Annotated in this window: 25 protein-coding genes and 1 riboswitch; of the genes, 6 read left to right on the top strand and 19 right to left on the bottom strand. The window is 72.7% G+C overall.

Translation table 11 applies throughout. The features are described 5' to 3' along the window. The first annotated feature begins 164 nt into the window (after window positions 1-164). The gene (locus ELX43_RS07075) at window positions 165-437 is read left to right on the top strand and encodes a DUF2631 domain-containing protein (protein ID WP_127782750.1); all 273 of its coding nucleotides are present in this window, start codon (window positions 165-167) and stop codon (window positions 435-437) included. Window positions 438-531: 94 nt separating this feature from the next. Here ELX43_RS07075 and rlmN read toward each other — a convergent pair whose 3' ends face one another. Continuing rightward, a complete protein-coding gene (gene rlmN / locus ELX43_RS07070; RefSeq protein WP_127782749.1) occupies window positions 532-1641 on the bottom strand; it encodes a 23S rRNA (adenine(2503)-C(2))-methyltransferase RlmN in 1110 nt (369 codons plus the stop codon). A 69-nt stretch (window positions 1642-1710) separates the two neighbouring features. Between rlmN and ELX43_RS07065 the strand changes: the two genes are divergently transcribed. Continuing rightward, a complete protein-coding gene (locus ELX43_RS07065; RefSeq protein ID WP_127782748.1) occupies window positions 1711-2106 on the top strand; it encodes a lipopolysaccharide assembly protein LapA domain-containing protein in 396 nt (131 codons plus the stop codon). Here the strand turns inward: ELX43_RS07065 and ELX43_RS07060 are convergent. From ELX43_RS07060 to rpsB, 6 genes are all read right to left on the bottom strand, one after another. Next, window positions 2103-2813 carry a class I SAM-dependent methyltransferase gene (locus tag ELX43_RS07060; protein WP_127784743.1) on the bottom strand — a complete coding sequence of 237 codons (711 nt, stop codon included), beginning with the start codon at window positions 2811-2813 and terminating at the stop codon, window positions 2103-2105. The two genes, ELX43_RS07065 and ELX43_RS07060, sit on opposite strands and share 4 nt — an antisense overlap. Window positions 2814-2844: 31 nt before the next feature. Then, window positions 2845-3684 carry a phosphatidate cytidylyltransferase gene (locus ELX43_RS07055; RefSeq protein WP_241249817.1) on the bottom strand — a complete coding sequence of 280 codons (840 nt, stop codon included), beginning with the start codon at window positions 3682-3684 and terminating at the stop codon, window positions 2845-2847. A gap of 100 nt (window positions 3685-3784) precedes the next feature. Continuing rightward, window positions 3785-4342, bottom strand: a complete 558-nt coding sequence (frr, locus tag ELX43_RS07050; RefSeq protein WP_127782746.1) for a ribosome recycling factor — start codon at window positions 4340-4342, stop codon at window positions 3785-3787. A 77-nt stretch (window positions 4343-4419) separates the two neighbouring features. Continuing rightward, window positions 4420-5160, bottom strand: coding sequence for a UMP kinase (gene pyrH / locus ELX43_RS07045; protein WP_127782745.1), 741 nt, complete (start codon window positions 5158-5160; stop codon window positions 4420-4422). Between the two features lie 156 nt (window positions 5161-5316). Beyond that, complete coding sequence (gene tsf, locus ELX43_RS07040; RefSeq protein ID WP_127782744.1) at window positions 5317-6144, bottom strand: translation elongation factor Ts; 828 nt, start codon at window positions 6142-6144, stop codon at window positions 5317-5319. Window positions 6145-6290: 146 nt separating this feature from the next. Then, window positions 6291-7244: a 30S ribosomal protein S2 gene (gene rpsB, locus ELX43_RS07035; RefSeq protein WP_127782743.1), complete on the bottom strand. Its 954-nt coding sequence runs from the start codon at window positions 7242-7244 to the stop codon at window positions 6291-6293. A 443-nt stretch (window positions 7245-7687) separates the two neighbouring features. Here rpsB and ELX43_RS07030 point away from each other — a divergent pair, with 443 nt between their 5' ends. Then, window positions 7688-8137, top strand: coding sequence for a M23 family metallopeptidase (locus tag ELX43_RS07030; RefSeq protein ID WP_241249878.1), 450 nt, complete (start codon window positions 7688-7690; stop codon window positions 8135-8137). A 7-nt stretch (window positions 8138-8144) separates the two neighbouring features. Here ELX43_RS07030 and ELX43_RS07025 read toward each other — a convergent pair whose 3' ends face one another. Continuing rightward, window positions 8145-9083 carry a tyrosine recombinase XerC gene (locus ELX43_RS07025; protein WP_241249816.1) on the bottom strand — a complete coding sequence of 313 codons (939 nt, stop codon included), beginning with the start codon at window positions 9081-9083 and terminating at the stop codon, window positions 8145-8147. A 178-nt stretch (window positions 9084-9261) separates the two neighbouring features. On the opposite strand from ELX43_RS07025, the gene ELX43_RS07020 reads away from it, so the two are divergent. After that, on the top strand, window positions 9262-9771 hold the full coding sequence (locus tag ELX43_RS07020; protein WP_127782740.1) for a thioesterase family protein: 510 nt from the start codon (window positions 9262-9264) through the stop codon (window positions 9769-9771). On the opposite strand, the gene ELX43_RS07015 is transcribed toward ELX43_RS07020, so the two are convergent. The 7 genes from ELX43_RS07015 to ELX43_RS06985 form a co-directional block, all read right to left on the bottom strand. After that, on the bottom strand, window positions 9768-10568 hold the full coding sequence (locus tag ELX43_RS07015) for an LLM class F420-dependent oxidoreductase (RefSeq protein WP_127782739.1): 801 nt from the start codon (window positions 10566-10568) through the stop codon (window positions 9768-9770). The genes ELX43_RS07020 and ELX43_RS07015 overlap by 4 nt on opposite strands. A 142-nt stretch (window positions 10569-10710) precedes the next feature. After that, window positions 10711-11853, bottom strand: a complete 1143-nt coding sequence (gene dprA / locus ELX43_RS07010) for a DNA-processing protein DprA (RefSeq protein ID WP_127782738.1) — start codon at window positions 11851-11853, stop codon at window positions 10711-10713. After that, window positions 11850-13358, bottom strand: coding sequence for a YifB family Mg chelatase-like AAA ATPase (locus tag ELX43_RS07005; RefSeq protein WP_127782737.1), 1509 nt, complete (start codon window positions 13356-13358; stop codon window positions 11850-11852). Before ELX43_RS07005 ends, dprA begins: the two co-directional genes overlap by 4 nt. Beyond that, entirely contained in the window at window positions 13358-13717 is a 360-nt protein-coding gene (locus tag ELX43_RS07000) for a YraN family protein (RefSeq protein WP_206518210.1), read from the bottom strand. Before ELX43_RS07000 ends, ELX43_RS07005 begins: the two co-directional genes overlap by 1 nt. A gap of 239 nt (window positions 13718-13956) precedes the next feature. Further along, a complete protein-coding gene (locus ELX43_RS06995; RefSeq protein ID WP_127782736.1) occupies window positions 13957-14988 on the bottom strand; it encodes a cobalamin-dependent protein in 1032 nt (343 codons plus the stop codon). Next, complete coding sequence (locus ELX43_RS06990; RefSeq protein ID WP_164860598.1) at window positions 14985-15713, bottom strand: GGDEF domain-containing protein; 729 nt, start codon at window positions 15711-15713, stop codon at window positions 14985-14987. The genes ELX43_RS06995 and ELX43_RS06990 overlap by 4 nt, the downstream gene beginning before the upstream one ends. A 203-nt stretch (window positions 15714-15916) precedes the next feature. After that, window positions 15917-18109, bottom strand: coding sequence for an EAL domain-containing protein (locus ELX43_RS06985; protein WP_127782734.1), 2193 nt, complete (start codon window positions 18107-18109; stop codon window positions 15917-15919). Between the two features lie 136 nt (window positions 18110-18245). Continuing rightward, window positions 18246-18321: riboswitch (cyclic di-GMP riboswitch) on the bottom strand. A gap of 191 nt (window positions 18322-18512) precedes the next feature. Here ELX43_RS06985 and ELX43_RS06980 point away from each other — a divergent pair. After that, window positions 18513-19127 (top strand): GyrI-like domain-containing protein, encoded by a 615-nt coding sequence (locus tag ELX43_RS06980; protein WP_346773868.1) that lies wholly within the window; start codon window positions 18513-18515, stop codon window positions 19125-19127. Here ELX43_RS06980 and ELX43_RS06975 read toward each other — a convergent pair. Together ELX43_RS06975 and ELX43_RS06970 are read right to left on the bottom strand one after the other, a co-directional pair. Continuing rightward, window positions 19124-20209 (bottom strand): alpha/beta hydrolase fold domain-containing protein, encoded by a 1086-nt coding sequence (locus tag ELX43_RS06975; protein WP_127782732.1) that lies wholly within the window; start codon window positions 20207-20209, stop codon window positions 19124-19126. The genes ELX43_RS06980 and ELX43_RS06975 overlap by 4 nt on opposite strands. Before the next feature lie 191 nt (window positions 20210-20400). Next, window positions 20401-21525, bottom strand: a complete 1125-nt coding sequence (locus ELX43_RS06970) for an alpha/beta hydrolase fold domain-containing protein (protein WP_346773867.1) — start codon at window positions 21523-21525, stop codon at window positions 20401-20403. 721 nt (window positions 21526-22246) lie between these two features. On the opposite strand from ELX43_RS06970, the gene ELX43_RS06960 reads away from it, so the two are divergent. After that, window positions 22247-23893: a DHA2 family efflux MFS transporter permease subunit gene (locus ELX43_RS06960; RefSeq protein ID WP_241249815.1), complete on the top strand. Its 1647-nt coding sequence runs from the start codon at window positions 22247-22249 to the stop codon at window positions 23891-23893. Between the two features lie 11 nt (window positions 23894-23904). On the opposite strand, the gene ELX43_RS06955 is transcribed toward ELX43_RS06960, so the two are convergent. Together ELX43_RS06955 and ELX43_RS06950 are read right to left on the bottom strand one after the other, a co-directional pair. Further along, window positions 23905-24228, bottom strand: coding sequence for a DUF2469 domain-containing protein (locus ELX43_RS06955; RefSeq protein ID WP_127782729.1), 324 nt, complete (start codon window positions 24226-24228; stop codon window positions 23905-23907). A gap of 55 nt (window positions 24229-24283) precedes the next feature. Further along, on the bottom strand, window positions 24284-24991 hold the full coding sequence (locus tag ELX43_RS06950) for a ribonuclease HII (protein ID WP_206518132.1): 708 nt from the start codon (window positions 24989-24991) through the stop codon (window positions 24284-24286). Window positions 24992-25150: the final 159 nt, after the last annotated feature.

The raw sequence follows: 25150 nt of genomic DNA, 5'->3' as shown, positions 1-25150 counted from the left end.
CTGGTGTTCACCCCCGCATCATCCCCGATGCCCCCGACGCAGATCACACGATCTCCCCGGCACCAACGCCGTGCCGTGAGCACCGCCGGGAGTCGCGTGTGCCACGATGGTCGCCAACACAGCCCGCTCGCGGAGCGCGCAGGATCGAGCAGGAGGAGCCAACCGTGGCCGGCAAGCAGCTTGAGAAGCCCGAGGCGCAGTCCACAGTCACCGCCGTGGACCTCGTGGACGAGCCGTCTGCCGAGTGGGGCTGGCACGGCGAGTTCCCCAAGGCCACCCGCATCGGCGGCTGGGTCGTCGCCGCAATCCTGCTGCTCATGCTGATCGGCAACCACCAGGGCCGGGTCGAGGACCTGTGGCTCATCGGCCTGGCCGCGCTGCTGGTGTTCATCCTGGTCCGCGACGCCATGCGCCGCCGCACCTCCTGGCGCAGGTAGCTCCCCCCGCCCGCAGGCGAGCAGCACCCGTACCACCCGAACAGCCGACCGCACGGCAGCAGCCACCGCGGTCGGCTGTTCGTCGTTGCGGGGCCTAGCCCTCGGCGGCGAGCTGGCCGCAGGCCGCGGCGATCTCCTGGCCGCGGGTGTCGCGCACCGTGCAGGACACGCCGCCGTTGCGCACCCGACGGACGAACTCCCGCTCCGCCGGCTTGGGGCTGGCGTCCCACTTGCTGCCCGGGGTGGGGTTCAGCGGGATCAGGTTCACGTGCACCAGCGGGCCCAGCGCGGCCTTGAGCTTCTTGGCCAGCAGGTCGGCGCGCCACGGCTGGTCGTTGATGTCGCGGATCAGGGCGTACTCGATGGAGACCCGCCGGCCGGACTTGTCGGCGTAGTAGCGCGCGGCCTGCAGCACCTCCGCCACCGACCACCGGTTGTTCACCGGCACCAGCGTGTCACGCAGCTCGTCGTCCGGGGTGTGCAGCGACACCGCCAGCCGCACGGAGAGGTTCTCGTCGGCGAGCTTGCGGATGGCCGGGGCCAGCCCGACGGTGGACACCGTGACCGCGCGCTGGGAGATGCCCAGGCCGTCCGGTGCGGGGTCGGTGATGCGGCGCACCGCGGCCACCACCCGCTTGTAGTTGGCCAGCGGCTCGCCCATGCCCATGAACACGACGTTGGACAGCCGGCCGGGGGTGCCGCCCACCTCGCCGTCGCGCATGGCGGCCGCGGCAGCGCGCACCTGGTCCACGATCTCGGCGGTGGAGAGGTTGCGGTCGAGGCCGCCCTGCCCGGTGGCGCAGAACGGGCAGGCCATGCCGCAGCCGGCCTGGCTGGAGATGCACAGGGTGGCGCGCTCGGGGTAGCGCATCAGCACGCTCTCCACCAGCGTGCCGTCGTGGGCTCGCCACAGCGTCTTGCGGGTGGTGCCCTCGTCGCAGGAGAGGTGGCGCACCGGGGTGAACAGGGGCGGCAGCAGCGACTGTCCGACCTTCTCCCGCACGGCGGCGGGCAGGTCGGTCATCTGCGCGGCGTCGCCCTGCAGGCGCACGTAGTACTGGCGGGCGACCTGGTCGGCGCGGAAGGCGGGCAGCCCGAGCTCGGCGACTGCGGCGCGGCGACCGTCGGCGTCGAGGTCGGCGAGGTGGCGGGGCGGCATGCCCCGCTTGGGGGCGTCAAAGACGAGAGGCAGGGAGGTCATGATGTCTCCATTGTCGCACTACCCCAGCGCGGCGCGGGTGCGCGTGCGCCGCGGAAGGGCCATGATCTGGACATGCACCCCAACCCAGACTCCCCCGACCGTCCGGCGATGGCGCAGGAACCGGTGCGCCCCAGCGAGACCAGCGGCGCCTCCGCGCTCGGCTCGGGCACGGCGGGCACCGGTGCCGGGACGGCGGGAACCGCGCCGGCGGCCCCCAAGCGGCGCAACCGGGCCGCGGCGGCCTGGAGCGGGCTGATCGCCGGGGCGCTGATCCTGGTGGTGCTGCTGGTGTTCATCCTGCAGAACAACGACAGCACCGAGTTCGCCATCTTCTTCTGGGACTTCAGCCTGCCGCTGGGCGTGAGCATCCTGTTCGCCGCGATCGCCGGGGCGCTGATCATGGCGCTGGTGGGCGGCGCCCGCATCCACCAGCTGCGCAAGGCCGACAAGAAGCGCAAGCGCAGCTAGCGGTGCTGGTGCAGGGGCACGTGCAGGCCCTTGCGCCGCCAGTGCACCCGGTAGGCCACGTCCACGGTGAGTCCCGGCACCTGCGCCACGGCCTGCTCCGCCACCCGCGGGGACAGCTCGATGCCCAGCACCGCCCGCAGGTCCTCGCGGGTCTCGAAGCGCCACACCGTGTCCACCCGCCGCAGCGCGAAGCCCTGGTCGGCGAAGAACGCCTCGACCTGCTCGGCCCGGTAGCCGGGTGGCAGGTCCTGGCGCATCCAGGAGCCGTAGCGGGAGCGGGTGACGTCGAGGTCCACCACCACCTGCACTCCCCCGGTGCGCAGCACCCGCGTCGCCTCGGCCAGGCCGGGCTCGCAGCCGGGGCCGAAGAAGTACGCGGTGCGGGAGTGCACCACGTCCACCGAGTCACGGGGCAGCGGGAGCGCCTCGGCACCCGCCTGGTGCACCTGCACGTGGGCCAGGCCCCGGGTGCGACGCCGGGCCAGCTCGGCCAGCGGCGGGTGGGGCTCCACCCCGTGCACCGACCGCGCGGCGTCGGCGAAGCGGGGCAGGTGGAAACCGGTTCCGCAGCCGACGTCGAGCACGTCGCGGCCGTGCCAGTCGGCCACCTCGCGCAGCACCGCGTCCACGGCGCCGTGCACGTCCTGCGCCCGGTTCTCCCGCTCGTAGAGCTGGGGGTGGTGCCACACGTTGGGGCTGCGGATCACGCTCACCGGGGCGCCGGGCCGGGCGGGTGGGCTAGACCAGCGCGCTGAGCAGCAGCCAGGCCGCGACCGCCGAGGGCAGCACGGAGTCCAGCCGGTCCATCAGCCCGCCGTGGCCGGGCAGCAGCGTGCCCATGTCCTTGATGCCGATGTCGCGCTTGACCTGTGACTCGATCAGGTCGCCCACGGTGGCCACCACCACGAGCACGGCGCCGAAGAGCAGCCCGGCCCACGGGTTGGCGTCCAGCAGCAGCCAGAAGGTGAGCACCCCGCCGACCACGCCGAGGGCCAGCGAGCCGGCGAAGCCCTCCCAGGACTTCTTGGGGCTGATGCTCGGGACCATGGGGTGCTTGCCGAACAGCGCGCCCATTGCGTATCCGCCGACGTCGGAGCAGACCACCGCGATCATCAGGGCGGCGATCTTGGCCGCCCCGTCGGGCTGCACCACCAGGGCGACCGAGGTGGCCCCGAACAGCGGCACCCAGGCGACGACGAACACCGACACGGCGGTGTCGCGCAGGTAGTGCTCGGTGCTGCCCCACAGCCGCCACACCATGCAGGCGACGACCGTGACGGCGAAGGCCGCGAGGGCGGCGGTGACGCTGTGCCAGGCCAGCCACACCACGGCCTGCCCGCCCAGCAGCACCGGGACCAGGCTGATGCTGAGGCCGGTCCTGCGCAGGGCGGTGCCCAGCTCGAAGGTGGCGATCGCCATCGCCACGGCGACGATGCCGATCCAGGCCCGCGGGTAGAAGACCAGGGCGCAGATCACCAGGGCGCCCAGGCCGCCGCCCACGAGCAGGGCCGCGGGCAGGTTGCGCCCGGCGCGCGAGGTGCGCTGCACGGGCGGGGCCTGGCCTCCACTGGTCGACACGTCGTGATCGGTCACCACTGGATCCCGCCCTCCCTGCTGCTCGACCTGGTGTGCTGGTGCTGGTTCGTGCTGGTGCTCGTCCGTGCTGGTGCAGGCCGGGTCAGACCTCCATCAGCTCGGCCTCCTTGTTCTTCACCATCTCGTCGATCTGCGCCACGTAGCGGGCGGTCACCTTGTCCAGCTCCTTCTCGGCACGGTTGACGTCGTCCTCGCCGGCGTCACCGTCCTTCTGGATGCGGTTGAGCTCGTCCATCGACTTGCGGCGCACGTTGCGCACGGCGACCTTGGCGTCCTCGCCCTTGCCGCGCGCCTGCTTGGCGAACTCCCGGCGACGCTCCTCGGTGAGCTGGGGCAGCGAGATCCGGATGATGTGACCGTCGTTGGACGGGTTCACCCCGAGGTCGGAGTTGCGGATCGCGGTCTCGATGTTGCGCAGCATGGCCGCCTCGTAGGGCTTGATCACGGCCATCCGGGCCTCGGGCACCGTGACGCTGGCCAGCTGGGTCACCGGGGTCATCGCGCCGTAGTACTCGACCACGATGCGGTTGAACATCCCCGGGTTGGCGCGACCGGTACGGATCGAGGACAGGTCGTCCCTGGCCACGGAGACGGCCTTCTCCATCTTCTCCTCGGCCTCGAAGAGAGCTTCGTCAATCACAGCAGTTCCTCCGGTCTCGTTGCACTGATGCCAGTCTCCGCACCACACGGCTGTCCGCCGCTCGCGGTGTCAGCGTGTCACTTCGGTGAGCGCACCAGGGTGCCGATCTTCTCCCCCGCCACCGCGCGGGCGATGTTGCCCTCGACCAGCAGGTTGAACACCAGCATGGGCATCTTGTTGTCCATGCAGAGGCTGAAGGCGGTGGCGTCGGCGACCTTGAGGCTGCGGTCGAGCACCTCGCGGTGGGTGATCTCGGTGAACATGGTCGCGGTGGGGTCGGTCTTGGGGTCGGCGGTGTACACCCCGTCGACGCCCTTGGCCATCAGCACCACCTCGGCATCGATCTCCAGCGCCCGCTGGGCGGCGGTGGTGTCGGTGGAGAAGTAGGGCATGCCCATGCCGGCGCCGAAGATGACCACGCGCCCCTTCTCCAGGTGACGCTCGGCCCGGCGCGGGATGTAGGGCTCAGCGACCTGACCCATGCTGATCGCGGTCTGCACCCGGGTGTCCACCCCGGCCTGCTCCAGGAAGTCCTGCAGGGCCAGGCAGTTCATCACCGTGCCCAGCATGCCCATGTAGTCGGCGCGGGCGCGGTCCAGGCCGTGCTGCTGCAGCTCGGCGCCGCGGAAGAAGTTGCCTCCACCGATGACCACGGCCACCTGTGCGCCGGTGCGGACCACCTCGGCGATCTGCGCGGCGACGTTGCGCACCACCTTGGGGTCGACCCCCACGCCCCCACCGCCGAACATCTCCCCGCCGAGCTTGAGCAGCACGCGGCGGTAGCCGCCTCGCGTGGTGTGGGTGTCCTGGACGGTCATCGGGCTCCTCGAGGTCTCGCCGGGGTTTGACGCCGCCGGGCGTCCGTGGGGGCGTCCGGCGCTGGGTGTGCACACGACGGCGGGGTCATCTCAGCCGGCACCGATCGTCTCGGTGCGGCTGGGACGACCCCGCCATCCTGCCTCATGCTGTTTCGGTCAGGCCTGACCAACCTCGAAGCGGGAGAAACGCGTGATGGTGGCACCTGCGGCGTCCAGCACGGCCTTCACCGTCTTCTTCGACTCCTGCACGGACGCCTGCTCCAGGAGCACGGTGTCCTTGAAGAAGCCGTTGACGCGACCCTCGATGATCTTGGGCATGGCCTGCTCGGGCTTGCCCTCCTCGCGGGCGGTCTCCTCGGCGATGCGACGCTCGGCGGCGACGATGTCCTCGGGAACCTCGTCGCGGGTGACGTAGCGCGGGCGCATCGCGGCGACCTGCATCGCGGCACCGTGGGCGGCCTGCGCGGCCTCCTCGGAGTCGCCGGTGTACTCCACCAGCACGCCGACGGCGGGCGGCAGGTCGGCGGAGCGCTTGTGCAGGTACACGGCCACCGGGCCGTCGTAGCTGACCACGCGGCGGATCTCGAGCTTCTCGCCGATCTTGGCGGAGAACTGCGCGACCAGGTCGGCCACGGTGGTGGCACCGTCCACGGCCTGCAGGTTCAGGGCCGCGACGTCGGAGGTCTTGCCGGCAGCGGCAGCGGTGACCACGCGGTCGGCCAGCTCCTGGAACTCGGCGTTCTTGGCGACGAAGTCGGTCTCGCAGTTGAGCTCGACCATGACGCCGTCGGCCGCGGCGACGAGGCCGTTGGCGGTGGCCCGCTCGGCCCGCTTGCCCACGTCCTTGGCGCCCTTGATGCGCAGCAGCTCGACGGCCTTGTCGAAGTCACCCTCGCTGTCGGTGAGCGCGTTCTTGCAGTCCATCATTCCGGACCCGGTCAGTTCGCGGAGTCGCTTGACGTCCGCGGCGGTGTAGTTCGCCATGTGCGGCGAGCCTCCTTGGTTTGGTGCGTTCGACGGGGGGCGGGTTCAGCGAACCCGGTGCGCGGTGTGCCGGTGCGGCACTCGACGCGCTGCGACGACCGCCAGAGCCGGGCACCCGGGGTGGGGTGCCCGGCTCTGGCGGGACGTCAGGAGTTGTCCGCGGGGGCGTCGGTCTCGGAGACCGGCGCACCGCCGATGGCGGACTCGGCCGCAGCGGTCTCGGGGATCTCCGCGACCTGCTCGACGACCTCGGTGACCGCGGTCTCGGCGGCGGGGGTCTCCGCAGCAGCCTCGGCGACGACCTCGGTGGCCGCGGCGGCGGTGGCGGACTGCGCGAGCAGCTCCTGCTCCCACTCCGCCAGCGGCTCGGCGACGCCACCCTCGGGCTTGGCGTCACCGTCGCCGCTGCGTCCGGCCCGGGCCTGCAGGCCCTCGGCCACCGCGGTGGCGATGACCTTGGTCAGCAGGGCGGCGGAGCGGATCGCGTCGTCGTTGCCCGGGATCGGGTAGTCGACGAGGTCGGGGTCGCAGTTGGTGTCCAGGATCGCGACGACCGGGATCTTCAGCTTGCGGGCCTCGGCGACGGCCAGGTGCTCCTTGTTGGTGTCGACGATCCACACCGCGCTCGGAACCTTGGACATGTCGCGGATACCACCGAGGGTGCGCGCCAGCTTGGTCATCTCACGCGTGAGCATGAGGATTTCCTTCTTGGTGCGACCCTCGAAGCCACCGGTCTGCTCCATCGACTCAAGCTCCTTGAGTCGCTGCAGGCGCTTGTGCACGGTCTGGAAGTTGGTGAGCATGCCGCCCAGCCAGCGCTGGTTCACGTAGGGCATGCCGACGCGGGTCGCCTGCTCGGCGATGGACTCCTGCGCCTGCTTCTTGGTGCCGATGAACATCAGGGTGCCGCCGTGCGAGACGGTCTCCTTGACGAACTCGAACGCCTGGTCGATGAAGACCAGCGTCTGCTGCAGGTCGATGATGTAGATGCCGTTGCGGTCGGTGAAGATGAACCGCTTCATCTTGGGGTTCCAGCGTCGGGTCTGGTGCCCGAAGTGTGCGCCGCTGTCGAGCAGCTGCTTCATGGTGACGACTGCCATAGTGGTGGTCGAGGGTCGCCCCTCGTCCTTTCTTGCTCAGTGCGCGCCAGGGGCCAAGACCCGCTGGCACGCGGCCGGTTTGTCGCGCTGGCCGGGTGGACCAGCGCCCTGGCGCCCGAGAAGGATGCCGGACCCGCTCCTGCGGGACCGCCGGCAACCGTCCACCTGGTGGAACGGGTGGGACTCAGGCGCGCGAAGTCGGCCTGTGCACGCACAGGTCGCGGGCCCAGTGTACGACCTGCCGGGCACGACCTGCACCACCGACCTGCGCGACCCCCGTGGCTGTGCACAGCGACCAGCCCTCGTGCACAGCACACCGCGCGCGCCTGGGCTCTCGGACGCAGGTGGGTGAGGGTCGTCCGGTGGGGCGACGGAGCTGGGTGCTGGCGGTGGTGGCGCTGCTGTGCGCGGTGCTGGTGCCGCCGTCGGCAGCGGCCAGCGCCGTGCCCACCCAGGCCCCCGACGTGCCGGCTCCCCGGGGCACCTACTCCTGGCCGCTGGGCGGGTGGCCGCTGGTCGCGCGGCCGTTCCAGCCGCCGGCCAGCGTGTACGGGCCGGGACACCGCGGGGTCGACCTGCTTGCCGCAGCGGGGGCGCCGGTGCTGGCGGCCGGTGCGGGCACCGTGGTGTTCGCCGGGCCGCTGGCCGGGCGCGGGGTGGTGTCGGTGCAGCACCCCAGCGGGCTGCGCACCACCTACGAGCCGGTGACGGCGCAGGTGGCCGCCGGTGCGCCGGTGCAGCAGGGCCAGGTGCTGGGGGTGCTGCAGGCCGGGCACGCGGGCTGCCCCGGCGCGGCGTGCCTGCACTGGGGGGTGCGCCGGGGCGAGACCTACCTCGACCCGCTGCGCCTGGTGGGCAGCTGGCCGGTGCGGCTCAAGCCCTGGGCGGAGTGAGCGGGCCTCAGGCGCGGGGGTGAGCCTGCTCGTGCACCGCGCGCAGCCGGCCGACGCTGACGTGGGTGTACAGCTGGGTGGTGGCCAGGGTGGAGTGCCCCAGCAGCTCCTGCACCACCCGCAGGTCGGCGCCGCCCTCCAGCAGGTGGGTGGCCGCGGAGTGGCGCAGCCCGTGCGGGCCCAGGTCGGGCGCGCCGGGCACGGTGCCCACCACCTGGTGCACCGTGCGGCGCACCGCCCGCTGGTCGAGGCGGCCACCGCGGGCGCCCAGCAGCAGGGCGGCGCCGCTGCGCGGACCCGCCAGGTGCGGGCGCCCGTGCTGCAGCCAGGCGTCCAGCGCCCGCGCCGCGGGCACGCCGTAGGGCACCGACCGCTCGGTGCCGCCCTTGCCCAGCACCCGCAGCACCCGGCGCTCGGCGTCCACCGACTCCAGGTCCAGCCCGCACAGCTCCCCCACCCGGATGCCGGTGGCGTAGAGCAGCTCCATCACCAGGTGGTCGCGCAGCGCCTGCGGGTCGTGCTGCTCGGCACCCAGCGCGGCAGCGTCCACCGCCTGGGCCGCCTGGTCGGGGCGGAGCACGGCGGGCAGGGTGCGGTGCGCGCGCGGGGAGGCCAGCCGGGTGCCAGGGTCGCTGGTGGTGCGGCCGGTGCGCAGCGCCCAGGCGGTGAAGCTGCGCACGGCCGCCGTGCGCCGCGCCAGGGTGGTGCGGGCGACGCCCGCACCGGACTGTGCCGCCAACCAGGAGCGCAGCACCTGCACCGTCAGCCCGTCCAGGCCCGTCACCGCCGGTTCGGCCCCGCACCAGTGGCGGAACAGGGACCGGACGTCACCCAGGTAGGCCCGCACGGTGTGCCGCGACCGGCCGCCCTCCAGCTCGAGGTGCTCACCGAAGGCCTGCAGCGCCTCGCGCAGCGGCACGGGCAGGGACTCGTCTGAGCCAGGCACCTTCGCGGACGGAGCATTCACCCGCACACCGTGCGGCAGCGCTGACGCTGGGTCAAGCGCCACGCCGCTGGCGCCGGGTCCGGCGCGCACCCGACCACCGGGACTTCCCCGGTGCGTGGCCGGGCGGTGCGGCGACACTCCAGGCTTCCCCGCTGAGCACACCCCGGAGGCAGCCCTGATGGACAGCACCGCGCCCACCACCACCAACGCCGGCCCGTTCCGCGGCTTCGTCGGGTCGGTGCAGCCGGAGTGGATCGACGTCAACGGGCACATGAACTCGCGCCACTACGGGCTGCTCATCTACGAGTCCAACGCCGCGCTCACCGAGCACCTCGGCCTCGGCGACAGCTACGTGGCGCAGCGGCACTGCGGAAAGATGGTCGTGGACGCCCACATCGCCTACGAGCGCGAGCTGCGCCTGGGCGAGGAGATCGCGGTGGACTCCTGGCTGGTCGGGGTGGACGCGAAGCGGCTGCACACCTTCCACGAGCTGTACTCGCTCACCGGTGGCTACCGTGCCGCCACCGGTGAGCAGCTCGACCTGCACGTGAGCCTGCAGACCCGCGGGGTGAGCCCCTTTGCCGCCGACACCCTGCAGCGGCTGCAGGAGATCGTGCGCCGGCAGTGCGCCGACGGCCTGCCCATCGGGCTGGGCCGGCGGGTGCGGGGCATCGCCGGTCCCTCCTAGCGGGCGTCGCGCCAGGCGATCGCGTCGCGCAGCTCGGTCAGGTCGTAGTCGGGCCCACCGACGCCCACGGTGAACAGGCTGACGCCCTCGTTGACGAAGTCCTCGGCGACCGCGCCCCCTTCCTTGGGGAACGACACCGAGCGGGCGATGGCGGCCGGGTCGCGCCCGACGTCCTGGCAGTGCGCCGCGAGCACCTGGTTCTTGTGCCGCAGGGCCTCCAGGTCGGCGAAGCTGTGCCAGATGTGGGCGTGCTCGGCCACCAGCCGCAGCGTCTTGCGCTCGCCGCCACCACCGATGAGCACCGGGATCTCCCGGGTGGGCGCCGGGTTGAGCAGCGCGAAGCGGCGCTCGATGCGGTCCAGGTTCTCCCCCAGGGTGCGCAGCCGCGAGCCGGGGGTGCCGAACTCGTAGCCGTAGGCCTCGTAGTCCTTCTCGAACCAGCCGCCACCGATGCCCAGGATCAGTCGTCCACCGCTGATGTGGTCGACGGTGCGGGCCATGTCGGCGAGCAGGTCGGGGTTGCGGTACCCGCCGCCGGTGACCAGGGCGCCGAGCTCCACCCGCTCGGTCTGCTCGGCCCAGGCGGCGAGCATCGTCCAGCACTCGAAGTGCGGGCCGTCCGGGTCGCCGTACAGCGGGAAGAAGTGGTCCCAGTTGAAGACGATGTCGACCCCGAGCTCCTCGCTGCGCAGCACGGCGTCGCGGATCATGCCGTAGTCAGGAGCCTGCTGCGGCTGGAGCTGGACACCGATGCGGACGGGTTGTGTTGCGGCTGTAGTCACGTCGCCTGTAGTCATGTCATTGACGGTACCGGCCCACTGTGCCGTGGGGCCGGACGAAGACCGTCCACCCCACCGGCGAGCAGCAGATGTCCGTGCGGCAGTGCGCCCGCGTCCCGGACTCCTCTGGTTGGCGGGACCAGGTTCTGCGGCCAGCCCGCTAGCGGGCCCGGTTCCAGCCCTGCTCGGTCCACTCGGCCAAGCCCGCCATCTCCAGCAGCGGCAGTGCCCCGCGCACCTGCGCCAGCGGCAGCCCGGACTGCTGCGCCAGCTGCCGCTCGTTCACCGCACCGCGGGCCGGGAACGCCTCGAGCACCTGGGCGCTCACCCGGTCGAGCCCGTCGGTGGGCCGCAGGTCCAGCTCGCCCTGCCGCGGCCCGGCCAGCTCCCCGATGCGCCCGGCCTCCTCGATCACCTCCGCGGCACTGGTGGCCAGCACCGCCTCCCCGGTGCGGATCATCCGGTGGCACCCCGCCGAGCTGAGCGCGGTGACCGGGCCCGGCACCGCCAGCACCGGACGCCCGAGGTGTCGTGCCCAGGTGGCGGTGTTGCGGGCCCCGCTGCGCCAGCCGGCCTCCACCACGACGACACCGTCGGCCAGGCCCGCCACCAGCCGGTTGCGGGCCAGGAAGCGGTGCTTGGCGGGGGTGGTGCCCGGCGGGTACTCGCTGAGCACCAGGCCCTCTCGCGCGATCTCCCGCAGCAGGGGCGCATGGCCGGCGGGGTAGGCGCGGTCCACCCCGCAGGCGAGCACGGCCACCGTGCGTCCTCCCGCGGCCAGCGCCGCGCGGTGTGCGGCCCCGTCGATGCCGTAGGCCGCGCCCGAGACGATCGTCCACCCCTCGGCCACCAGGTCGTGGGTCAGCTCGGCGGTGACGTGCTCGCCGTAGCCGCTGGCCGCCCGGGTGCCCACCATGGCCACCGCCCGACGGGTGAGCTCCTCCACCGGCGCCGTGCCCAGCACCCACAGCGCCAGCGGAGCCACCGCGTCGCGCACCCCGGTTGCGGTCGCCGTGCTGAACGCCAGCCACCGCCAGCTGGGCCACTCCTCGTCGTCCGGGGTGACCAACCGGCCGCCAAGGACCGCGAGCAGGTCCAGGTCGGCGCGGACGGTGTCGCGGTGGCGCCGGCTCTGGGTAGGCCCGTCCAGCGCCGGTGGCAGGGTGCGCTCCCGCAGGGCCCGCGCCGCCTGCTCCGGGCCCACCTCCGCCACGAACGCCGACAGCGGCGCGCACGGCGCCTCGGCCACCCCCGACAGGTACGCCCAGTCGCGCAGCCTGCTGTCCACCGCCCGGGTGCTCATGCCGCCCTCCGGTCCCGGAAGCCCAGCGCGGTGGACACCTCGGCCGCCCCGGGGCTCGCCGCGCCGGCCAGGTCGGCCAGCGTCCAGGACACCCGCAGCGCCCGGTCGGCCCCGCGTGCGGTGATCTGGCCCTTGCGCAGCGCTTGCTCCAGCGGGGCCAGCGCTGCCCGGTCGAGCCGGAAGCGTTGGCGCAGGGCGGGCCCGGGCACCTCAGCGTTGGTGCGCCAGCCGTGCCCGCTCCACCGCTGCGCCGCAGCCTCCCGCGCCTGGCCCACCCGCTCGCGCACCGCGGCGGTGCTCTCCGGCGCCTCCGCGCTCAGCGCGCTCGACGCCAGCGCCCGCATCCGGACCCGCAGGTCCACCCGGTCCAGCAGCGGCCCGGACAACCTGCCCAGGTAGCGCCGCCGCGCGGTGGGCGGGCACACACAGTCCAGCTCCCGAGCGGGGGCGCACGGGCACGGGTTGGCGGCGAGCACCAGCTGGAAGCGGGCCGGGTACCGCGCCACCCCGTCGCGGCGGGCGATGCGCACCTCCCCGTCCTCCAGCGGGGTGCGCAGCGCCTCCAGCGCGCGGGCGGAGAACTCCGGGCACTCGTCCAGGAAGAGCACGCCGCGGTGGGCCTGGCTCACCGCCCCTGGGCGGGCGAGCCCGGAGCCGCCACCGACCAGCGCGCTCACCGAGGCGGTGTGGTGCGGGGCCACGAACACCGGTCGGGTGATGAGCGGCTGCTCGGCGCTGAGCAGCCCAGCCACCGAGTGGATGGCGGTGACCTCCAGCGCCTCCTCGTCGCCCAGCGGGGGCAACAACCCGGGCAGGCGCTGCGCCAGCATGGTCTTGCCGGTGCCGGGCGGTCCGGTGAGCAGCAGGTGGTGCGCGCCGGCGGCGGCGACCTCCAGCGCCCACCGGGCCTCGGGCTGGCCCACCACCTCGTCCAGGTCGGTGCTCAGGTGCTGCTCGGCGACCACCCGAGCACCGGGGCGCTGCAGCTCACCGGCGCCGCGCAGCCACGCCAGCGCTGCTCGCAGCGTGGGGGCGGCGTACACCTCGATCCCGTCCACCAGGCCCGCCTCGGCGAGGGTGTCGGTGGGGACCAGCGCTCGTTGCCAGCCCGCGCTGCGGGCGGCGAGCAGGGCCGGCAGCACCCCGCGCACCCGGCGCAGCCGCCCGTCCAGGGCCAGCTCGCCCAGCAGCACGGTGGTCTCCATCGCCCGCGCCGGCACCTCCCCCGACGCTCGGAGCACCGCGCAGGCCAGCGCCACGTCGTAGACCGAGCCCACCTTGGGCAGCGTCGCCGGCGACAGCGCCAGCGTGATGCGCCGGGTGGGCCACTTCTCCCCCGAGTTGGCCACCGCCGCGCGCACCCGGTCGCGCGACTCCTGCAGCGCGGTGTCGGGCAGGCCCACCAGGTGCACCCCGGGCAGCCCGTTGCCCAGGTAGGCCTCGATCTCCACCAGCTGGCCGTCCACCCCGCTCACGGCCACCGAGTGCGCCCGCCCCAGCGCCATCAGTAGACCCCCGGGAAGTGCTCGACCTCCACCGGACGGCCGGGCCGCACCAGCACCGACACCACGTCGAAGCGCACCTCTACCCAGCCCACCCGGTGCGCGGCCAGCCAGAGCTGCGCCAGGCGCCGCAGCCGCAGCAGCTTCTCGCGGGTGACCGACTCGGCGGGATGGCCGAACGCGACACCGGTGCGGGTCTTGACCTCCACCACCACCAGCGTCTGCCCGTCCACCGCGACCAGGTCGAGCTCGCCCTGGCGGCAGCGCCAGTTGCGGTCCAGCACCACCAGGCCCCGCTCGGTGAGGTAGCGGGAGGCCACGTCCTCCCCGTGGGCACCCAGCACCGCTCGCGGGTTGGGCACCGCTCGTGAATCGAGCACCGCTCGTGAATTGAGCACCGCTCGTGAATCGAGCACCGACTGCTCACCGTCGTCGGGTGGTTCGGGCGGGTGTGTCTGCGCAGCGTTCACGGCGGTCCCCGGTGCGTCGCGTCGCCGAGGGTCTCGGCCACTGAGGACCGCCAGCGTGCCGAGGGGCCACCCACCGCGTGCACCGTTCACCGCAGCTGGGGACAGCGGGGCGTGCTTGTGCACAGCTGCGCTCAGGTGATGCGGTCGCCGCCCACCAGCCTCAGGCCACCCTCTGTCGTGTCGATGGCCTGGCGCAGGATGGCTGCCCCGGCAGGCGCCTGCGGCTCGAGCGTCTCCGCCAGCAGCTGAGCGGTGCCGGTGATCACCGACGCCGGCGCGAACCCGCGCAGCAGCGTGCACAGCCACGTGAGGGCATCGCCCACGATGCTCGCGTCGTCGGTCAGCAGAGCAGCAGCCGTGTGCCGAACAATCCACCCGAGGTCCTCCCGGGTGCGCGCGTGCTGGTACGACGTCATGCTCGACAGCCGGGGGAACGCACCGAGCATCCGGTCGTGGGCCCGCCCGATGATCGCGTCGTCCACGGTGTCGAGCAGCAGCACCTCGGTGGGCACGTCCCTGGTGCGTCCGGTGAGCGCGGGCGGAGGTTCCAGGAGCACCCCAGCGTCGACCGCCCAGGCATCGGCCCCGATGGCCTGCGCCCGGCGCGGGTGGGCACCGAGAGCCCGGCCGCCGACGACGACAGGCACCTCCAGGTCGTGCGCCACCGCGATGCAGCGGGCGGCGCCGACGAGGTTGGTCGGCATGGAGCAGGACAGCGCCACCACGTCGATGTCGCCGACGGAGAGCCGACGGTGCAGCTGCTCAGCCGGCATGGACGGTCCGAGCATGGTGACCCGCAGCTCACCCGTCGCTCCCGCGATGGCAGCCGCCATCCGGGCCGGCAGGCTGTGCCACTCCCCCTCCACGCAGGCCACGGCCACGTGCCGGGTGTGCTCGCCCCGCCGGGGCACCGCCGCGTAGGTCAGCGCGGCGAGCGCTGCCTCGGTGACCGAGGTGGCCACGTGCTCGTCGGCGACGGACCACTGGCCCGACTCCCATCGCTGACCGATGCTCACCTGCGCCGGCGCAAGGACCTCGGTGATGATCCGGTCCACCGGCATGCCGTCGTCCAGGAGCCCGACCACGAGGTCACTGGCTCCGTGGAGGTCGAACTCCTCGACCGTGCGGAAGTAGGCCGCGCACGGGTCGGCGGGTGCACTCACGTGGGTCCACCTCGGCCAGACCCAGCGGTACAGCCCAGCTCCGTGCGGTTGCGGCCCGCGCTCTTGCCCCGGTACATCGCCGCGTCCGCCAGCTGCAGCGCTGCCCGACCGCCGTCCTCGCCCACCTCTGCCACCCCGATCGTGAGCCCGATCAGCGTCGCAGCTGCTGGTTGCTCCGACTCCCAGCGTTGCCGAACCTGCTCACCCATCGCCACCAGGCTCGGCCCGGCCAGCCCGGGCGTCAGGCACACGAACTCGTCACCGCCGTAGCGTCCGCAGGCGTCGTCACGGCGGAAGGTGCGGAGCATCAGGGCACCGAACGCACGCAGCACCTTGTCGCCCGCCGCGTGGCCGCCGGTGTCGTTGATGCTCTTGAAGTGATCGAGGTCGATTAGGCAGACGCCATCGCCTGGCGCCGCGCTGGACAGACGCCGCATCCAGGCTCGCCGCGTCAGGACACCCGTCAGGTGGTCGCGCGTCGCCTCCTCGTCTCGCCGCTCCTGGTCTCGCATGCGGGAGAGCACGAGCCGCGCCGCCTCGAGGAACTCCGGCAGCACCGCTCGCAGGCGCATCGCCGCGACGCTGACGGGGTCGGCGCAGGGCAGCAGCGGCTCCGCCAGACCGAGCGCGACGTCGAGGGGGACTGTTGTCGCCGGGTCGGCGTAGCGGGCCACCACGAGAGCCCCGCCGAGGTCGTGGACGAGCGTCGACACGATGGCGCTCACCTCCGTCGCTGACCCCGCGCGCAGCAGTGCCTGGGTGGCGGCGAGCTCAGCGGCCACGGCGGTCGGATCGGGCACGGCAGCGTTCAGCGGGTACGCACGCCCGCTGGCCTGGTGTGCAGGGCCGGCCAGTCGCGCGGCCGCCACGGACGGTGGCACCGCGGGCTCGCTCGTCGTCCTCCTCTCGTCCGTCCCCCTCTCGTCCGTCATCGTGGTGTCCGCGGCCCGGCCGACGTCCGGGACGTCCGGGACGTCCGGGACGTCCGGGACCGCGCCGAGGCGACCGGGACGTCACCGCAGGCGGCGATGGCTGCACCGAGCTGGTCGACCGGGACGGGCCGCGACCACAGGAAGCCCTGCCCGTGCTGACATCCCAGCGAGTGGAGGAAGGCGTACTGCTCCGCCGTCTCCACCCCCTCAGCGATGGTCGCGGCACCCACGGCGGCGGCAAGGCCGACGATGCTCTCGCAGATCGCCTCGTCGTCCACGTTGGTCCCGATGCCGGCAACGAACTCGCGGTCGATCTTGATGGTGTTGATGGGGTAGCGGCGCAGGTAGTGCAACGAGCTGTAGCCGGTGCCGAAGTCGTCGATGGCGACGTTAACCCCCAGCTGCGACAGCGCCTCCAGGGTTCGGACCACGGCATCCTCGTCCTCGACGAAGGCCGACTCGGTCACCTCGATCATCAGACGCCCTGCCCGCAAGCCGCTGGTCTCGAGCACCTGCTGCACCTGCCGGACCGCGTCGTCGTTGAGCTGCAGCACAGAGAAGTTGACCGCGACGTCGAGCTCGCGACCCTCGTGCGTCATGGCGACCGCGTCCCGGACGGCCTGGTCCAGCACCCAGCCTCCCAGCACGTGGATGAGGCCGGTCGCCTCCGCCATCGGGATGAATCGATCCGGCCCCACCCGGCCCAGGACCGGGTGCTCCCACCGCACCAGCGACTCGACCGCCACGACCGTGCCGGTCGTGAGGTCGACGACCGGCTGGTAGTGCAGGACGAACTGGGTGACGTTCCCCGCCAGCGCCTTCCGCAGCTCCGTCTCCAGGGTCGTCCGGCCGATCACCGCCTCCTCGAGCTCCTGCGTGAACAGGGCGACGCTCCTGGGGCCTCGGGTCTTGGCGTCAGCGAGGGCCAGGCGGGCCGCGCTCAAGGTTCGCTCGGGATCGCGACCCGTGACGTGTCGCGCCACGCCGACGCTCCCGGTGACCGGTACCGGCAGGTCGGCGGCGCCAAAGGGCTGCTCCAGCGCCGTCACCAGCCCCGCGCCCAGGGCGAGCACCTCCTCCGGGTCGTCGAGGTCCAGGTCCCGCCACAGCACCAGGAACTCGTCCCCCGACACCCGAGCCAGGGTGTCGCCGGGCCGAAGCTGCGCGAGGAGGCGCTGGGCGACCTGGACGAGGACGCGGTCTCCTCCGCTGTACTGCACCCGGTGGTTGACCCTTTCGAAGTTGGTCAGGTCCAGGTGGGCCACCGCCACTCCGAGCCCGCGGCGGTCGGCGTCGCAGATCGCCTGCTCCAGACGGTCCACCAGCAGGGCCCGGTTGGGCAGGTCGGTCAGCGCGTCGTGCATCGACTGGTACGCCAGGGTCTGCTCGATCTCGCGCACGTTCGTGGTGTCGAGGTGGGTGATCACGGCTCCCCGTCCGCCGTTGATCGTTGCCGACGTCACCTGGACGCGGAACCACCGGCTCTCGTCGGGCGAGCGCCACGCGTAGTCGTGCCGGAACAGCTCCAGCGTGCCGGCGAGCACCCGCCGGAGTCCTCCGACCACGATCGCCGCGTCCGGCGTCCCGCTGCCCCGGCGGTCCAGGTCGGCCCGGTCGCAGGTGTCCAGGTAGCTGACCCCCACTCCGCAGAGCTCGTCCGTTCCGCCGTTGCGCCCGGTGACGTCGCGCCACGCCAGGTTGACGGCGACGATCCGACCCTCCGGGTCGACAGCGCAGGTGGGTGCGTCCTGGGCGTCGAGGAGCCCCCGGGCCAGGTCCAGGTACCGGAGCGCTCGATCCTCGGCGCGGTCGCCGGGCAGCGCGCTCACCATGGCCTGCGCTCCATCCACCCGGGCCCACAGGGTCATGTCGCTGTCGGTGGAGCCGGTGACGATCAGCAGCGGGGTGGCGGGGTGCGCGGCGCGCACTTCCTCGGCGGCGGCCGCGCCCGGAGCCCGGTGCTGCGGCACGTGCACGAGGACGACGTCGAAGGGGTCTTCGGCCAGCCGGGCCAGCGCAGCAGCCTGGCCGACCTCGACCTGCAGCTCGAGGAAGGCGTGCGGAAAGCGGTTCGTGAGCAGCACCAGCACGAGAGCCGTGTCGGTCGTGGGCTCCGCGACGAGCAACAGCCTCAGCGGCGCGCCCGCACCGTGCAGCGCCAGCCCGTCCCCCGCTCCACGCAGGGTCATCGCGGCCTCATCGCCGAGATGGCGGGTCGTCCGAGTGTCGTCATGAGGTGCCCAGTGTTGGTGGTGGTGGCCCTCGCACTGCACCACGGGTCGCGGCGCAGCAGACGCCGGCACGTGCTGAAGGACGAGCAGGTCGTTCGGTAGCCCGGCTGACCCCTGCGGGCCCCGTGGCTTTGCGTCCCCGACTTCCGTCGGGTTTGCCGTTTCGCGCTGGCGCCGGTGCAGGTCCGCCGCCACGATCAGGAGTACAGCACGCTGTTCACCATCTCGGCCCTAAGCGTATCCCACACGCGGCCAACCTGTTTCGGCCCTGACAGTGGGCGAAGGGGCGAGAAGGGCCACAACCGCGAGATGCTGGAGGTCAGGCCCGCACCCGACCGGACCGTGGAGAGGTGACCACGTGGTGAGCTTCGACGTGAAGAAGGAGCTGCGCAGCCTCTACGCGCCCAAGGCCGACGGCTTCAGCGTGGTCGACGTGCCCACGCTGTCGTTCCTCATGATCGACGGCCACGGCGACCCCAACACGGCGGCCGCCTACCGCGACGCCGTCCAGACGCTCTACCCCCTGTCCTACGCGGTGCGCGCCGAGGCCAGGCGGCAGCTGGAGAAGGTGCACACCGTCGCTCCGCTGGAGGCCCTCTGGTCCGCCGAGGACCTGACGGCGTTCACCCGGCGGGACAAGGACGCCTGGGACTGGACGGTGATGATCGCCCAGCCGGAGTGGATCACCGCTGACCTGGTTGCCGAGGCCACGCGCGCCGCGGCCGAGAAGGACCTGCCGGCGCTCGAGCTGGCCCGTTTCGAGCCCTACCCCGAGGGCCGCAGCGCGCAGATCCTGCACGTGGGCTCCTACGACAGCGAAGGACCCACGCTGCAGCGCCTGCACCAGGAGTTCCTGCCCGCGCAGGGGCTGCGCCCCTCCGGGCGCCACCACGAGATCTACCTGTCCGACCCGCGCAAGACCGAGCCCGCACGCCTGCGGACGATCCTGCGCCAGCCCGTGGTCGCCGCGGGCTAGCTGACGGCTGCGCCGACCCCGGGGTGGATCGCTTCCTCGGCCATCACGCCCGCGATGAACTTGCCCACCTGCCGGTACACCGTGCGGCTCTCCTGCGCCCAGGGCAGCAGGAACGGGAAGACGTGGAACATCTCCGCCACCTCGTGCGCCTCGTGCGGCACGCCGTGCTCGGCCAGCCGCTGCACGAAGCTGCGGATGGCGTCCCGGAAGATCTCGTCACTGCCGTAGGAGACGAACGTCGGCGGCCACAGCGACAGGTCCTGGTGCAGCAGCGACACCGACGGGTCCTCCGGGTTGTGCCCGTGCAGGTAGGGGTTGGTGGGCACGTTCCAGGGCAGCACGTCCAGGGCGGCGTTCTCCTGCACCGAGGGCTCGTTGAGCACCATGCTGACCTCGGGCGAGAACAGCACCACCCCGGCCGGCAGCGGCAGCTCGTCCAGCACCAGGTCGTTGAGCACGCTGCCGGCCAGTCCCCCGCCGCCGGAGTCGCCGGCGAGGAACAGCCGGTCCGAGGAGACCTCACCCTCCGCCAGCAGCTCGCCGATCACCGCGACGACGTCCTCGGTGGCCGCGGGGTAGGGATACTCCGGCGCGAGGCGGTAGTCGGGCACGAAGACGTCGCAACGGCTGGTGCGGGCCAGGTAGGCCATGAACACCGCGTACATGGTGGGCGAGGTGCCGATGTAGCCCCCACCGTGCAGGTAGACGATGGTCCCGACCGGCTCGGTGTCCGGGGCGCGGAACCACAGCCCGGGCACGTCGGCGACGGCGACGGCCTCCATGCGCACTCCCTGGGCCCGCACGAACGGCGGCAGCGCGACCCCGCTGACCCCGTCCAGCACGCGCTCCAGGGCGCGGAACTCGTCGATGGGCAGGGAGGTCATGTAGCCGATCAGCGAGCGCACGCACTCCCGCGTGGTGGACACCGCGACGTTGCGCACCACCGAGGCGTTGCCCCGCCACGGGGCGCGCAGCGCGGTCCGCGCCAGCGCCGCGGCGAAGGTGCCGCCCAGCCCGACGACGTCCACCACGGCGATGGGCGCACTCGCCACCGCCACGCCGACCCGTGCTCCCATCACCATGCTGCGCTGCTCCCTCGGCTCGACCCGGCAACTCACCTCGCGCTGATGCCGGGCAGACAGTTGCCGCAGACAACGACCAGTGGCTCCAGGATGCACCTCGCCACCCGGCTGCTGTCACGAGGGGGTGCACAGGGTCACCGGACGGCAGCGTCCTGACCAGCACCTACGGGTGCGGCACGGCCGGGACGGGATCAGGCCGTCGGGCTGGCCGACCCCGCGCGGCGTCGTCGGGCCGGCTTGGTGGTGGCCGCCACGGGCGGGGTGTTCACCAGCGGCTCGGCGGTCCGGTGCGGCGCGGTCTGGGACACCATCGCGAGGAAGTCCCCCACCTGTCGGTACACCTCGCGGCTCTCGTAGGCCCAGGGCAGCAGGAACGGGAACACGTGGAACATGTGCTCCACCTCGTGCGCCTGGTAGGGCACCCCGGCAGCGCGCAGCCGCTCCACGAAGTCGCGGATGGGGTCGCGGAACACCTCGTCACCGCCGTAGGAGACGAACGTGGGCGGCCACAGCGACAGGTCCTGCACCAGCAGGTCCACCGCGGGGTCCTCGGCGCTGTGCCCGTGCAGGTACGGATTGGTGGGCACGTTCCACGGCAGCACGTCCAGGGCGGCGTTCTCCCGCACCGACGGCTTGCCCAGCCTCAGGCTGACCTCCGGGGAGAACAGCACCACCGCGTCCGGCAGCCGCACCCCGCTCAGCACGCACGCGTTGAGCACGCTGCCCGCCAGCCCACCACCGCCGGAGTCGCCGGCCACGAACAGCCGGTCGTCGGGCACCCCGGCCTTCAGCAGCGCCCGCATGACGGCGAGGACGTCGTCAGTGGCCGCCGGGTAGGGAAACTCCGGGGCCAGCCGGTAGTCCGGCGCAAAGACCTGGCACCGGGTGACCCGCGCCAGGTGCGCCATGAACACCGAGTACATGGTGGGTGAGGTGCCGATGTAGCCGCCGCCGTGCAGGTAGAGGAGCGTGCCCCTGGGGTCGGACTGCGTGCTGCGGAACCACATGCCCGGCACCCCCGCCACGCTGCTGTGCTCGGCGTGCACCCCCTGCACCGCCACGAACGGCGGCAGCGCGACCTGGCTCAGGTCGTCCAGCACCTTCTCCAGCGCACGGAACTCGTCGATCGGCAACGAGGTCATGTACCCCATCAGCGAGCGGACCAGCTCCCGGGTGGTGGCCACCGCGACGTTGCGCACCGGGCCCTCCGGTCCGCTCCACGGCCGCCGGAAGGCGGTGCGGGCGAGGGCCGAGAGGAAGGCCCCGCCCAGCCCGACGGTGTCGATCGCCGCGATCGGGGTGCTCGCGACCTGCACCCCCGGCCTCGATGCCATGACCATGGCCGCCCCCCTCGCTCGTTTGTCCACGGTAACCCCGTCCCCCGCCGCTGCTCAGGGGCTGTGCGAGCCCTGGACGGGCCGCCCCGGGCGGACCGACAATGCGCTATGGACCAACCGAGCCCGCGCACCCCGCCGCACAGCAGCACCGAGGTCGACAACGCCCTGACCGCGGTGCGCGCCGCGTGCCTGGGGCTGCCGGAGGTCTCGGAGCGGCTCAGCCACAGCAGCCCGGCGTTCTTCGTCCGGGGCAAGAAGACCTTCGTCATGTTCCTGGACAACCACCACGGCGACGGGCGGCTGGCCATCTGGTGCGCGGCCCCGCCCGGGGTGCAGGAGGAGATGGTGGAGACCGAGCCCGCCCGCTTCTTCCGCCCGCCTACGTCGGCCACCGCGGCTGGTTGGGCGTGCACCTCACCGAGGTGCAGTCCCCCGAGCTGGACGCGATCGTGCGCGACGCCTATCGCACCGTCGCGCCCCGCACCCTGGCCGCCCAGCTGGACGACTGAGCGCCCGGCCCACGCAGCCGCATACTGGATGAGGTGGCGGCCCGGGCGGGCACCAGACGACCGGGACCGATGGTCACGCACAGCAGCGGGAGCCGGTCGTCAGAGCGTCACCCCGCCCATGTCGGAGGTGGCTCATGCCCGCACAGAACTGGCTCCCCCGCCCCACCAACGGTCAAGGACGCAGTCGGTGGGTGGCGCTGGCGGTGCTCGCCGTCGGGCTGTCGATGATCATCCTGGACGCGACGATCGTGAACACCGCGCTGCCGGTGCTCATCGCTGACCTGAACCTCAGCCTGGACCTCGCCCAGTGGGTCAACAGCCTCTACACCTTGGTGTTCGCCTCCCTGCTGCTCACCACCGGGCGCCTGGGCGACATGTTCGGCCGGCGGCTGTTCTTCGCCCTCGGCGTGCTGGTCTTCATGGCGGGCAGCGCCCTGGCCTCCGCCGCGGACGGCGGCAGCTGGCTGCTGTGGGCACGCCTGGTGCAGGGAATCGGCGGGGCGCTGGTCCTGCCGTCCACCCTCTCGGTGGTCAACGCCACCTTCCGCGGCCGCGACCGCGTCATCGCCTTCGCCGTGTGGGGCGCGGTGATCTCCGGGATGGCCGCCGTCGGCCCGCTGCTCGGCGGCTGGATCACCACCCAGTTCACCTGGCCGTGGATCTTCCTGGTGAACCTGCCCATCGGGGCGCTGGTGCTCCTCGGCACCTGGTGGGTGGTGCCGGAGTCACGCGATCCCGCTCGGGGCCGGGGGCTGGACTACGGGGGGCTGGTGCTCAGCATCATCGGCTTCTCCACCGTCATCTTCGCCATCATCCAGGGCCCCAAGCTGGGCTGGTGGACGCCGACGGCCGAGCTGCGGCTGCTGGGCCTCACCTGGCCGGCCACGGCGGCGCTGTCCGCGGTGCCGGTGTGCGGGCTGGTCGGGGTGGTGGCGCTGGCCGCGTTCGTCGGCTGGGAAGCCCTCCTCGGCCGGCGGGGTAAGTCGGTGATCCTCGACCTGAGCCTGTTCCGGCTGCCCACCTTCAGCGGCGGCACCCTCACCGCCACCATGATGTCCGTCGGCGAGCTGGGCGCCCTGTTCGTGCTGCCGCTGTACCTGGTGAACGTGCTGCGCCTGTCCACCCTGGGGGCCGGCTACGTGCTGGCCATCATGGCCGTGGGCACCTTCCTCGCCGCTGGGCTGTCCCGGCGCCTGGTCTCGCTGATCGGCGTCGCCTGGACGGTGGTGATCGGGCTGGTGGTGGAGATCGTCGGCATCGTGGCGGTGGCCCTGGTGCTCTCCGCGACGGTGCCCACCTGGCAGGTGACCGTTACGCTGCTCGTCTACGGCTTCGGGCTGGGTCTGACCACCGCCCAGCTGACCGGGCTCACGCTGTCGCAGGTCCCCGCCGCGGAGTCCGGCCAGGGCTCGGCCACCCAGAGCACCGTGCGCCAGCTCGGTGGCGCCATCGGCACCGCGGTGGCCGGCACCATCCTCTCGGTGGGGGTGGCCAGCGCCGGCGCCTCCCGCCTGGAGGAGCAGGGCGTGGCGGCGCCCGCGGCACAGGACCTGGCCGACGCCGCCCGCAGCTCCGCCGGCGGGGCGATCAGCGCCCTGCGCGAGCAGGGCACCACCGGCGAGCTGGGCCCGCGCGGCCCGGAGGTGGTCACCGCGCTGTCCGAGGGCTTTGCCGACGCCTCCGCCTACGCCCTCTACGGCGGGGCGGGTTTCCTCGCGCTCGGCCTCCTCGGCGCGGTGGCGCTGGCGCTGCGCCCCCGGGCGGGACAGGAGCCGAGCAGGGGCAAGGAGGCCGCGAGCAAGCACTTCACCGTCCACCCCACGGTGCACACCGCCTGAGCGGCGTGGCACTAGCCGCCGAACGGACCGTCCTCGGGCAGCCGCAGGTCCGGCTTGTCCAGCTCTTCCACGTTGACGTCCTTGAAGGTGATCACCCGCACGCTCTTGAGGAAGCGGGCCGGCCGGTACATGTCCCACACCCAGGCGTCGGCCATCCGCAGCTCGAAGTAGACCTCGCCCTCGGAGTTGCGCGGGTGCACCTCCACCGAGTTCGCCAGGTAGAAGCGTCGCTCGGTCTCCACCACGTAGGTGAACTGCGCCACGATGTCCCGGTACTCGCGGTAGAGCGACAGCTCCATCTCGGTCTCGTACTTCTCGAGATCTTCCGCACTCATTGCTGTGACGCTCCTGCTCGTTGGTACCGGATGGCCGCTTCAGCCTTCGTCCCCATCATGGCGCACATTCGATCGCCAGACTCCCCGCGGCGACCAGCGTGGCCGTCCCCGCGCGGGCTGCAGACACATTCGCATACGACATCCGGTGCTGCACACACGGACCCAGTGCCCGCATGGCCCGCGCGTGTGCCGGGGTGGAGTACCCCTTGTGCGCCGCGAAGTCGTAGCCAGGCAGCTCGGCGTCCATCTGCACCATGATCCGGTCCCGGGTGACCTTGGCCAGCACGCTGGCCGCGGCGATGCACAGCGCCGTGGCGTCCCCTCCGATCACCGGCAGCGAGGGGGCGGGCAGCCCCGGCACCCGGAACCCGTCCAGCAGCACGTAGTCCGGCGGCACGGACAGCGCGCACACGGCTCGACGCATGCCCTCGATGTTCATCACGTGCACGCCCTTGGCGTCGATCTCCTCGGCCGGGATCACCACCACGCTGCTGGCCACCGCCAGCCGCTGGATCACCGGGAAGAGCCGCTCGCGGGTGGCCTCGCTGAGCTTCTTGGAGTCGGTGAGTCCGTCCAGACGGGGCTGCGGACCCGGCGGCAGCACGCAGGCGGCCACCACCAGCGGACCCGCACAGGCCCCCCGGCCGGCCTCGTCCACCCCGGCCACATGCTCCAGCCCGACGCGCTGCAGGGCCGCCTCCAGCGTGCGCAGGCCCTGCGACGGCCGGACCAGGGCCCGCGGGGGCCACTTCTGTGCCTTCACCACTGAGTGCTCACCGCTGTCGTGCAGAACCCTGTCGTTCGGAGTCCCGGCGGGCGGCACCCAGGCGAAGCCCGGCCACCGGCAGCACTGCCAGCGCGCCCACCCCGAGCGCGCCCAGCGGGCCGGTGTCCTGGTCGTCCGCCGGCTGCGGGGCCGTGA

The organism is Rhodococcus sp. X156 (genome assembly GCF_004006015.1).
GTDB lineage: Bacteria > Actinomycetota > Actinomycetes > Mycobacteriales > Mycobacteriaceae > X156.
Note: the sequence above shows the minus strand (reverse complement) of the source record. Positions and strands in the feature narration are given on the sequence as shown.

Bases quoted from the DNA above. Each gene is read 5' to 3' on its own strand.
- ELX43_RS06985 (WP_127782734.1), bottom strand. From the start codon at position 18,109: ATGACCCTGCGTGGAGCGGGGGACGGGCTGGCGCTGCACGGTGCGGGC.
- dprA (WP_127782738.1), bottom strand. From the start codon at position 11,853: ATGAGCACCCGGGCGGTGGACAGCAGGCTGCGCGACTGGGCGTACCTG.
- rpsB (WP_127782743.1), bottom strand. From the start codon at position 7,244: ATGGCAGTCGTCACCATGAAGCAGCTGCTCGACAGCGGCGCACACTTC.
- pyrH (WP_127782745.1), bottom strand. From the start codon at position 5,160: ATGACCGTCCAGGACACCCACACCACGCGAGGCGGCTACCGCCGCGTG.
- ELX43_RS07020 (WP_127782740.1), top strand. From the start codon at position 9,262: ATGGACAGCACCGCGCCCACCACCACCAACGCCGGCCCGTTCCGCGGC.
- ELX43_RS07065 (WP_127782748.1), top strand. From the start codon at position 1,711: ATGCACCCCAACCCAGACTCCCCCGACCGTCCGGCGATGGCGCAGGAA.
- ELX43_RS06975 (WP_127782732.1), bottom strand. From the start codon at position 20,209: ATGGTGATGGGAGCACGGGTCGGCGTGGCGGTGGCGAGTGCGCCCATC.
- ELX43_RS06955 (WP_127782729.1), bottom strand. From the start codon at position 24,228: ATGAGTGCGGAAGATCTCGAGAAGTACGAGACCGAGATGGAGCTGTCG.
- tsf (WP_127782744.1), bottom strand. From the start codon at position 6,144: ATGGCGAACTACACCGCCGCGGACGTCAAGCGACTCCGCGAACTGACC.
- ELX43_RS07005 (WP_127782737.1), bottom strand. From the start codon at position 13,358: ATGGCGCTGGGGCGGGCGCACTCGGTGGCCGTGAGCGGGGTGGACGGC.
- ELX43_RS07015 (WP_127782739.1), bottom strand. From the start codon at position 10,568: ATGACTACAGGCGACGTGACTACAGCCGCAACACAACCCGTCCGCATC.